The organism is Variovorax sp. SRS16 (genome assembly GCF_901827165.1).
Classification (GTDB): Bacteria; Pseudomonadota; Gammaproteobacteria; order Burkholderiales; family Burkholderiaceae_C; genus Variovorax.
Map to the genome: position 1 here is coordinate 603,988 of NZ_LR594666.1, position 10,344 is coordinate 614,331.

10 protein-coding genes are annotated in these 10,344 nt (G+C 67.7%); 7 read left to right on the forward strand and 3 right to left on the reverse strand.

Going from position 1 to position 10,344, the window contains the following annotated elements:
* Positions 1-63: 63 nt before the first annotated feature.
* Positions 64-534: a VOC family protein gene (locus E5P2_RS03005; protein ID WP_162565675.1), complete on the forward strand. Its 471-nt coding sequence runs from the start codon at positions 64-66 to the stop codon at positions 532-534.
* Here E5P2_RS03005 and E5P2_RS03010 read toward each other — a convergent pair.
* A complete protein-coding gene (locus E5P2_RS03010) occupies positions 515-2,317 on the reverse strand; it encodes an FAD-binding protein (RefSeq protein WP_162565676.1) in 1,803 nt (600 codons plus the stop codon). The genes E5P2_RS03005 and E5P2_RS03010 overlap by 20 nt on opposite strands.
* Before the next feature lie 68 nt (positions 2,318-2,385).
* On the opposite strand from E5P2_RS03010, the gene E5P2_RS03015 reads away from it, so the two are divergent.
* Positions 2,386-3,264, forward strand: a complete 879-nt coding sequence (locus E5P2_RS03015) for a LytTR family DNA-binding domain-containing protein (RefSeq protein ID WP_162565677.1) — start codon at positions 2,386-2,388, stop codon at positions 3,262-3,264.
* A 34-nt stretch (positions 3,265-3,298) separates the two neighbouring features.
* Here the strand turns inward: E5P2_RS03015 and E5P2_RS03020 are convergent, their stop codons facing one another.
* Entirely contained in the window at positions 3,299-4,258 is a 960-nt protein-coding gene (locus tag E5P2_RS03020) for a LysR family transcriptional regulator (protein WP_162565678.1), read from the reverse strand.
* 89 nt (positions 4,259-4,347) lie between these two features.
* Between E5P2_RS03020 and E5P2_RS03025 the strand changes: the two genes are divergently transcribed.
* The 5 genes from E5P2_RS03025 to E5P2_RS03045 all read left to right on the forward strand — a co-directional run bounded on the left by E5P2_RS03025 (position 4,348) and on the right by E5P2_RS03045 (position 9,675).
* A complete protein-coding gene (locus tag E5P2_RS03025; protein ID WP_162565679.1) occupies positions 4,348-5,556 on the forward strand; it encodes a CaiB/BaiF CoA transferase family protein in 1,209 nt (402 codons plus the stop codon).
* A gap of 17 nt (positions 5,557-5,573) precedes the next feature.
* Positions 5,574-6,839, forward strand: a complete 1,266-nt coding sequence (locus tag E5P2_RS03030; protein ID WP_162565680.1) for a DUF1254 domain-containing protein — start codon at positions 5,574-5,576, stop codon at positions 6,837-6,839.
* Between the two features lie 28 nt (positions 6,840-6,867).
* On the forward strand, positions 6,868-7,851 hold the full coding sequence (locus tag E5P2_RS03035) for a Bug family tripartite tricarboxylate transporter substrate binding protein (protein WP_162565681.1): 984 nt from the start codon (positions 6,868-6,870) through the stop codon (positions 7,849-7,851).
* Between the two features lie 394 nt (positions 7,852-8,245).
* Entirely contained in the window at positions 8,246-9,274 is a 1,029-nt protein-coding gene (locus E5P2_RS03040; RefSeq protein ID WP_162565682.1) for an aldo/keto reductase, read from the forward strand.
* A gap of 11 nt (positions 9,275-9,285) precedes the next feature.
* A complete protein-coding gene (locus E5P2_RS03045) occupies positions 9,286-9,675 on the forward strand; it encodes a VOC family protein (RefSeq protein WP_162565683.1) in 390 nt (129 codons plus the stop codon).
* Positions 9,676-9,775: 100 nt separating this feature from the next.
* On the opposite strand, the gene E5P2_RS38335 is transcribed toward E5P2_RS03045, so the two are convergent.
* On the reverse strand, positions 9,776-10,267 hold the full coding sequence (locus E5P2_RS38335; protein WP_443083499.1) for a GFA family protein: 492 nt from the start codon (positions 10,265-10,267) through the stop codon (positions 9,776-9,778).
* Positions 10,268-10,344 lie beyond the last annotated feature (77 nt).

Here is a 10,344-nt window from a genome sequence, read left to right on the forward strand (position 1 = left end):
CTCGAGCTCCAATGACACCACCTGTGGCAACGGCCTCATCAATGAAGTGAGGAGAGGAAGGGTATGACGCTCAAACGCATGGACAACGTCCTTATCGTTGTCGACGATCTCGAAGCCACCAAGGCGTTTTTCATCGAACTGGGCCTCAGGCTCGAGGGCGAAACGACAGTCGAAGGGCCTTTGGTCGGACAGCTGATCGGGCTCAAGGATGTCCGCGCCACCGTCGCGATGATGCGGACGCCCGATGGACAGGGCATCGAGCTGGACAAGTTCCACACGCCCGACGCGATCAGGTGGGGCCCCGTGGACCTGCCGGTGAACACGCTGGGCATCCGACGCATCATGTTCGCCGTCGATGACATCGACGCCCTCGTCGCGCGCATGCGCGACCACGGGGCCGAGCTCATTGGCGAAATGCAGTACGCGGACACGTACCGCCTGGCCTATCTCCGCGGGCCCGAGGGCATCCTTGTCGGGCTGGCCGAGCAGCTCGGCGCGCCATCTTCTGCTGCACCTATTCGATCACCGGCGTGAAGCCGTTGTCCTGCCAGCGCTCGCTGCCCACGCCGTGGTGGACGAAGAAGAGGCCGTCCGGGTCATGGCGTGCCTTGACCGCCTGCAGCCGCGGGTGGTTGCCACCCCAGAAGGCCCGGGCCCAATCGGGCTGGAAATAGTCGCTCTCCGACACGTAGGCGCCGGCGTCGGGCACGAGGCGGCGGATCGGATCCATGGCGGCGGCGACCGCGCGGGCATGGCTGCGCGCCGCGGCCGTGTCGGGCTCGTGGCCCGGCACGCCGGGGTAGGCCGGGGGCGCATTGGAGGCGCAGATCATCAGCGCGAAGGCATCGATCACGGCGGGGTTCGTGGCCGTGTCCCGCGTGGCGTCGAGCGCCCACGTCGGCGCGCCGGCCAGGCCCTTGTTCAGGTGCAGCGCGAAGCCCCATTGGCGGCTCGCCCGGTAGAGCGCCTCGGCGAGGGCCGTGCCGTTCCCTTCCCGCAGCAACGCGGCCGGCAACCAGGCCGACTGGTAGGCATTCAGCACCTGGCCCGCATCCTTCACGTCGCCGCTCCAGGCCATGTTCGATGCGGGTGCGCCGGGCCGCGCGTCGCGCACCACCACGCCCGGCGGACGCCAGTGCTCGGGATCCCAGAAGCGGCGCGCATCCAGGCCGAGGATGAAGGGCGCGGCCTCGAAGCGGAAGTCGCCCGGCGCGGCCATGACCGCGTCGATGAAAGGCTGCCAGATGGCCGAGGCCTCGCCCCGGCCGATGCCCTGGAACAGCATCGCCACCGACAGCACGTTGCCGGGCTGGAAGATGATCTGCTCGCCCCAGTGCGGGTCGACCAGGTGGTCGCGGCAGTGGGCCACCACCAGCCCGACCAGCCGCCGGTAGGCCGCGTCCGAACTCGCCGCGATGCGCATGTTGACCGTGCCGAAGCCGTCCGGCAGCGGATGGGTGCGCAAGGTCAGCCGCGTCACCACGCCGAGGCTGCCGCCGCCACCGCCCTTGAGGCCCCAGAACAGCTCGGGCTCGCGGCAGCGGTTGACGATGCGGACCTGGCCGTCGGCCGTCACCACCTCGGCCTCCAGCAGGTTGCTGGCCGCCGTGCCGTGGCCCTTGGAGAAACTGCCGAAGCCGCCGCTCTGCACCAGCCCGGCCACGCCGACCGTCAGGCAGCCGCCGCCTTGCACGTAGCGCCCGCCCCGGGTCGTGACCGCGTCGTACACCGGTCCCCAGACCGCGCCGGCGCCCACCGTCACGGCGGGCTGGGGCGCGTCCGCGCAGCCGCTCGCGACGAAGCCCTCATGCAGCTCGATACGGTTCATCGCCCGCGTCCAGACCAAGAGCGAATCGGGCGCGTTCGACGTGCCCTGGTAGCTGTGCCCGCCGCCCTTGACCACCAGCCGCAGGCGATGGCGGCGCGCGAAGTCGACCGCCGCCGCCACGTCGATGGCCGATGCGGCCGCGACCGCATAGGCGCTCGGCTGCGAGGTCCAGGCATCGACCCATGCGAGGGTCTGCGTCAGGCCCACGCTGTCGCCCAGCAACCAGGGGTTGCGCAGCGTGGCGAACAGCGCGTCGCGGCTGGCGGCGGCGGCGCTCCGGCTCGCGATCAGCGGCGATTCCACCTTGACCAGGCGGCCGCCGACGGCCCGGTCGAGCTCGGACCATCGCGCCGGGTCGGGCCAGTCGGCGTCGCCGGGCCGCACGCGCGGGCGCAGGGCCGGGACGCCGGCGGCGGCCGCGGCACCCCGGGTCGAGGGGATGAAAAAGGGCGCCGCCGCGGCGGCTTGAAGGAGTCGTCTTCGGTCCATGGGAAAGGCCTCGTGAATCGATCGGTCTGCCTAGAATCGGACCGATCGCCGCCTCCAGAGTGCCGAAAGTGACCAAACCCGCCGAATCCGGGACGAACACCGCCCCTCCCGTGACCGGCCAGCGCCCGGGCTGGGCCTGGGTCTTCGTTCTGGCGGCCGCCTGGATGGCCGTGCAGGCGACCGTCAACAGCGCCTCGGTGACCAGCGACCTGACGCGCCGCGGCATTGCCTTCCAGCCGGTCGAGCCCTGGATCTGGGAATTCAGCAGCGCCCTGGCCCTGTTGATCTGGTTGATCCCCACGCTGTGGTTCGCCGGCCGCCTGCAGTTCCGGCGGCCCGGCTTCGCGCGCCGGTTGCCGCTCGTGGTGCCGGCCAGCGTCGTCTTCTGCGTGGGCCATGTGGCGACCATGGTGGCGCTGCGCCACCTCGCTTACCAGGCGATGGGCCGGTCCTACGACTTCGGCCGCTGGCTGCCCGGCCTGCTCTACGAATACCGCAAGGACGTGCTGACCTTCGCGTTGATGCTGACCGCGGCGACCGTGCTGGGCCTGCTGCGCGAACGCCAGCGGCCGGTGCCGGCGGACGCGCCGCCACCCCCGGCCGCACCCGCGTCGCCGCCGACCTTCATGGTCAGGACCGCGACCCAGGGCGACGTGCTGGTTCGCACCGACGAGATCGACTGGATCGAGGCCCAGGGCAACTACGTGGCGCTGCATGTCGGCGCCGACACGCGCCTGCTGCGCCAGACCTTGTCCGAGATGGAGACCCGGCTGCGCGAGCACGGCTTCATCCGCACCCATCGCCGCGCGCTGGTCAATCGCCTGCGCATGCAGGCGATCATTCCGCCGGAGCACGGCGAACTCGGCGTCCGGCTCAGCGGCGGCGACATCGCGCCGCTGAGCGAGAGCCGGCGGGCCGAGGTGCTGCGGCTGGTGCTGGCGGGTTGAACCCGCCCGCAATCCAAAAGCGTTGCGTCGCCGGTCATCTCTTCGAGGCGATGGCTCCGCTCACGGACCGGATTGCATCCGCGAACTCCGTGAGGATCGCGGGCCTTGCCATTCCGTCTCGTCGAAAGAAAAGCCCGAACGACGGCAGGACGACCTGCGGCAGGACCTTGATCCTCAGCACGCCGCCCCTGGCGACTTCGTCCAGCGCATGCTCCAGCCGTACCGCGCACAGCAGCGAGGGATCCTTGCGAAGCACGGTGCCGATCGTCACCGAGGACATGGCCTCGATGACCGGCTCGGGCGGCGTCACGCCGCTGTTCAGGAAGGCCGTGATGAATGCCTGCCTGACCAGTGTCTCCTTGGGCGGGAGCACCCAGGCTGCGGATTGCAGATCGGCCCACTGCCATCTTCTGCGTCCCGCGACGCTCCGGTTCGAAGCGGAAGCCAGCACGCACAACTCGTCCTTCAGCAGCACGACGGGCTCGAGCAAAGGGATCATGTCGCTTGAGATCAACTCGGGCGTGATGGCGCCGAAGACGCAGTCGAGCTCCCCTTCGAGCAGGCGATGAATGAGCTCGTGGACGCGGCCCTCGCGCAACTGCACGGCGACTCCCGGCATCCGCTTGCGAAGCCTGACGATGGCCGCCGGAACGGCGGCGGTGACCGAGGGCGCACCCACGCGCAGAACCGCCGTCACGCCGCTCTGCATGGCGTCGACGTCCTCGGTGGCGCGGGCCAGTTCATTCAGCACGGCGCGGGCGCGAAATGCGGCACTCGAACCCAGCGCGTTCGCAACGATCCCCTGATGGCTGCGTTCGAACAGCCGGGCTGCGAAACAGTCTTCGATTTCGCCGAGCATCTTGCTGATCGCGGGCTGGCTCAGGTGCAGCCGCACCGCTGCGCCGCGCATCGTGGGCGTCTCTGAAAGCGTCACGAGCAGCTCGAGATGTCGCAGGCGCAGCTTGCGGATGAGACGGTCTGTCTTCGTGTCCATTTCAGTGCCCGAAGGATATAGCCAATCGTGATCGCCCCCTCACGATTCTCGAATTTTCAAGCATCGGCGAAAGCGCTAACTTCGCGCCAATGAAATTCGAATCCGAAGAGGCAACCGGGCCCGCCGCCCCGTTGAGGAACGTGCGCGTGATCGACCTGGGCCAATACATCGCCGGCCCCGGCGCGGCCATGGTCCTGGCCGAGCTGGGCGCGCAGGTGATCAAGATCGAACCGCCGGCAGGCGACCAGGCCAGACACATCGGCCGCTACGGCGAGTCGATGATCCGCGCCTACAGCCGCGGCAAGCAGTCCATCGCGCTCGACCTGAAGAGCGAGGCCGGCCGGGCGATCGCGTGGCGCCTGATCGAGAAAAGCGACATCGTCATCCAGAACCTGCGCCCCGGCGCGGTGGAGGCACTGGGGCTGGGGCCGTCCGCCGTGCGCGAGCGATTCCCCAGGGTCATCTACCTGTCGATCTCGGGCTTCGGGGACCTGGGACCATCGAGCGAACGTCCCGGCTACGACATCGCCGCTCAGGCCGAGAGCGGCTTGATGTCGGTCACCGGCGAGCCGGACCGCCTGCCGCAGAAGGTGGGCGTGCCGATCATCGACGCGGCCGCTGCGCACCTCGGGGCCCAGGCGGTGCTGGCCGCGCTCTACGGCCGCGAGCGGACGGGGACCGGCGAGACGCTGCGTACCTCGCTGCTCGAGGTGGCCATGCATCTTCAGGCCACCACGTGGTGCGACTACCTCGGAGGCGCCCCCGAGCCCACGCGCATCGGCGACGGCCAGCCCAACAATGCGCCCGCCGCGGAGGTGGTGCCCACGCGCGACGGGCACATCGTCCTGTCCGCCTACGCGGACGAGCACTGGGTGCGGTTCTGTCGCGTGATGGGGCGCGAGCCGCTCGCGACGGACCCGCGCTTTTGCACCAACGCCCTGCGGGTGCAGCACCGCGCCGAGCTTCGCGCCGTGTTGCGTGAATGTCTCTCGGCCTTCACCAGCGAGGAATGCGTGGCGCTGTTGAGCCGCAACCAGATCGTGGTCGGCTTTGTTCGCAGCTACCGGCAGGTGCTGCAAAGTGCCGATGTCCAGGCCAGCGGAATATTGGTCGATGCCATGGACACCGATGGCCGCGCCTATCCGTCCCTCGCATTGCCCTATCGGCTGGGTGATGCGCCCCGTGCCAGGCCGCCCGCTGCGCCTGCGTGCGGCGCGGACACGGATCGGCTGCTGGCCGAACTCGGACTCGCGGCGCACGAGATCGACGAACTTCGCCGTGCCGGCGCCGTCGCGTGACCCCGGAGAAGATGCCCATGAATTCGAAGACGAATCCCGTCGCGCGCGGATGCGAGGCCGTGGTGATCCAGACCCTGCCGCTGTTCGAGATGATGCGCATGCGCGCGGCGACCACCGCACGCCGCCACCCCGTTCTCGGCTTCGCTGCGCCGAATCCGCAATCCACGCTGCGATGGGTCAACCTCTTTACCCATACGCACCGCCGACTCGGGCCAGAGGACAAGGAGGTCGTCAGCCCGAACAACGACACGGTCTACAGCAATGCCTGGCTGGACCTCTCCGAAGGACCGGTCATCATCGAGACGCCCGACATGGGCGAGCGCTATTGGACCCTCGGGCTGCTGGATGCCTGGACCAATCCCTTCGCCTACGTGGGGCGCCGGACGACCGGCAACCGGCCCCAGCGCACCCTGGTACATGGACCCGGCTGGCACGGTGCGGTTCCGCCGGACATCACGGGGACGGTGGCCGCGCCGGGCGACGACGTGTGGCTGATCGGCCGCCACCTCGTGGAAGACGATGGCGACGATGCTGCGCGCGTGCGCAAGTCGCAGTCCGCGATGCGGCTCGTTCGCCTCGACGGCGCCGACGCAGCCCTGCGTGCGGATACCTGGATCGACGGCCGCGATACCGGCATCCCGTCTGCGGACATTTATCTGTCCATCGTGAGCGCCGCGCTGCGGCGCAATCCACCGTCGCCGGGTGAACATCTGGCGTGGCCTGCCGCGGCCGTCGATCTCGCGACCTCGCTGCCTGCCGTCTACGAGCGCCTGCGAACCGGCCATCAGCCGCACGAGCTGGGCGGAGGCTGGGCGATCCCGGTCCTGGTGAAGACCCACTGGGGCGACGACTACCTGACGCGCGCCCGCATCGCTCGCAACTTCATCGGCGCGCTCGGCGTCGAGGAGGCGATGTATCCCACGGCGGAGGTCGACGCGCACGGCGCGCCGCTGGATGGATCGAAGCGCTATGAGTTGCGGTTCGCGCCGGGCAGGGGCCTCAAGGTCGGCGCCTTCTGGTCGCTCACCATGTACCGCCGCAGCGATTGCCTTTTCGTCGCCAACCCCATCCACCGCTACTCGATCGGCGATCGCACGCCCGGCTTGCGCCACGATGCCGATGGCAGCCTCGCCATCAGGCTTCAGGCCGAGGACCCGGGCCCTGGCCTCAACTGGCTTCCGGCGCCGGGGGGCGAGTTGTTCTACGTCGTGCTGCGGCTCTATCAACCGCATGCCGACCACCTGGAACTGCGATTCGACTATCCGCCGATCCAGCCAATCTGAGACCCCAACACAACGGAGACAAGCCAGCATGACACTGAACCTGAACCGCCGACACCTTCTCACGGCCGCCGCAGCCGGCCTGGCGCTGCCCTGGAGCGCATCGAGTCACGCGCAGACATGGCCGGCACGGTCCATCCGCATGGTGTCGCCCTACAACGCCGGTGGGTCGAACGACATCCTGACGCGTGTCCTCAGCGAGTTCCTCGGGCGCAAGCTGGGCCAGGGCGTCGTGGTCGAGAACAAGGCGGGCGCCGGTACGCGCATTGCCAATGACTTCGTGGCCAAGGCGCCGCCCGACGGCTATACGCTGCTCCACGCCGCAGCGCCGATCGCGATCGGCGAGGCCTTGTACAAGGACCTGCCCTACGACGTGCACAAGAGCTTCACGTCGATCGGCAGCACGGCGATCGCGCCCTTGTTCCTCATCGTCAACGCACAAGCACCCTACAAGACGCTCGCTGAGTTCATCCAGTACGCGAAGGCCAATCCTAAGGGAGCGACCTTCGGCTCGCCCGGGGCCGGGTCCGCGCCGCACCTGACGGCCGAGCTCCTGTTGCGCGCTGCCGGCGCGAAAGGCATCGTCGTGCAGTACCGCGGCGATGCGCCGGCCTACACCGAGCTTCTTGCCGGGCGAATCGATGCCACCTTGACGGCCATCTCGACCGCGGTGCCCCACCTACAGGCTGGCAAGTTGCGCGTGCTGGCCGTCGCCAACGAAGAACGCACGCCGCTCTACCCTGACGCGCCGACCTTCCGCGAGCAGGGGCTGCAATCGGTCGTGGGCTATGGGTGGTATGGCATGCTGGCGCCGGCCGGAACGCCGGCCAATATCGTCGAGCGGCTGAATACGGAGATCAATGCCGCAGTGGCCGACGCGGAGGTCCGCCGCAAGGCGGAGGCCGTGGGGCTGCAACTGCGGGGTGGCACCGCAGCCGAATTCAGCGCCTTCATCTCCAGCGAAACGCGCAAGTGGGCGCAGATCATCAAGGTCGCGAACATCACGGCCGAGTGATCGCCCGGCGTTTGGCATGGGTGGCGCTGGCCATTGTCGCGACCAGCGAAGCGCCTAGAAACTGGTCGAATCCGAGATGTAAAGACCATGCGCCACCAGGCCGCCAGCGGCACCCAAAACGAAAAGCAAGACGAGCATCGGAGTTTCCCTAACAGAGGGGCAATTGTCAGGGTTAACCCGAATCCGTGCAGCGCCTGGTCGAGAAACCTTGGAAGACGCGGTGATTGGTCACTGGCGACAGCGCGCTTTCGGTCTGCCTAGAATCGGGCCGATCGCCGCTTCCCCAGTGCCGAAAAGTGACCAAACCCGCCGAATCCGGGAGGAGCCGCCAGAGCACGGCGAACGCGGCTTCGGCGCCAGACCCATTCGGTCGATTCCCCACACGGAGTACCCCATGGAATATCGCTTTCTCGGGAAATCAGGCTTTCGCGTTCCGGTGCTCAGCTTCGGCACCGGCACCTTCGGCGGCAAGGGCGAGTTCTTCCAGGCCTGGGGCAACACCGACGTCGCCGAGGCCCGCAAGCTGATCGACATCTGCCTCGAGGCGGGCGTCAACATGTTCGACAGCGCCGACATCTACTCGGGCGGCGCGGCCGAGTCGGTGCTCGGCGAGGCGATCAAGGGCCGGCCGCGCGACAAGCTGCTGATCTCCACCAAGGCCACCTTCCGCAGCGGCGAGGGCGCCAACGACATCGGCGCTTCGCGCCACCACCTCGTGAGCGCGGTCGACGCGGCGCTCCGGCGCCTCGGCACCGACTACATCGACCTGTTCCAGCTCCATGGCTTCGACGCCGCCACCCCGGTGGAGGAGACGCTCTCCACGCTCGACGATCTGGTGCGTGCCGGCAAGCTGCGCTACGTCGGCGCCTCCAACTTCTCGGGCTGGCACCTGATGAAGTCGCTGGCGGTCGCCGAGCGCTACGGCTATCCGCGCTACGTGGCGCACCAGGCCTACTACTCGCTCGTGGGCCGCGACTACGAATGGGAGCTGATGCCGCTGGGGCAGGACCAGGGCGTGGGCGCGGTGGTGTGGAGTCCGCTCGGCTGGGGCCGGCTCACCGGCAAGATCCGGCGCGGCCAAGCGCTGCCGGCCAACAGCCGCCTGCACGTCACGGCCGACATGGGGCCACCGGTCCCCGACGAACTGCTCTACCGCGTGGTCGACGCGCTCGACAAGATCGCCGGCGAGACCGGCAAGACCGTGCCGCAGGTCGCGCTGAACTGGCTGCTGCAGCGCCCGACCGTGTCCAGCGTCGTGATCGGCGCGCGCGACGAGCAACAGCTGCGCCAGAACCTCGGCGCGGTGGGCTGGAACCTCACGCAGGCGCAGGTGGCTGAGCTCGACGCGGCGAGCACGACGACGCGGGCCTATCCCTATTGGCATCAACAGGGCTTTCTCGAGCGCAATCCCAACCCGGTGTGATCGAGACCCGAATGCGCATCGAACATATTGCCCTTTGGACCGACGACCTCGAACGCTGCAAGCAGTTCTACATTCGCTATTTCGATGCGCAGCCCGGCAGCGGGTATGTCAATGCGGCCAAGGGATTCGAGTCCTGCTTTCTGAGTTTCAAGGAGGGCGCGCGGATCGAAGTCATGAAGACGACGACGCTGCATCCGCTGGTCATCGAGCCCGGAGCGCAGCGCATGGGGCTTGCGCATTTCGCGGTGTCGCTGGGCTCGGAAGTGTTGGTCGATGAACTCACTCGACGATTGAAGGACGATGGATATCCGGTGCTTGATGGGCCTCGTAAGACTGGAGACGGGTACTACGAGAGTGTTGTGCTCGACCCGGATGGCAATCGGATTGAGATTACGGCTTGACGATCCACGATCGCGAATTGAGCAGTTGACGCCTCGGTGACGACACGGTCATCGAAGCGATCCGACCGCCAACGCCAAAGCATCGAGTCATCGGCTTGGCTTACGACCGTCCTCGCGGAAAGTATTGAGCGGGCTCAGGAATCACAACCCAATCGTGCTTGCGTTCCTCCCAAACCGACCGAATGGGAGCCGGGTATGTTGGATCGCAGATCGCCCCGACAGCGACCCCGATCAAGGTGGGATGCTTTGCGGCGCGGGCATAGACGGTAGATCCGCAGGTTGGGCAGAAAAAGGTCTCGAACGTGCCACCTTTTGCAGTCGATCTCTTGTAGCGAGTCGCCTCGCCTGTGATCTTGACGCTCTCAATTGGGTAGTAGGCCAACACACCGAACGGCAACCCGCTTCGCCGCTGGCAGTCGCTGCAATGACAAGCGACGATCGATGAACTCGGGCCGGGCAAATTCACGGAGAGCTGACCGCACTGGCACTTGGCATCCATCCCTTGCCTCCTTGCATGACAACGCTGGACGCAAGGTCCGCAGCGGGTCGAACATTCCCGTAGGGCCACCTCGCGAATCGCGACATTGTGCATGTTCGTGGCTTGGCCAGCGGACGCTTCGATCTTTCAGGGGATGCCGCTGAGTCCCTAGAATAGGAACGGGATATCGC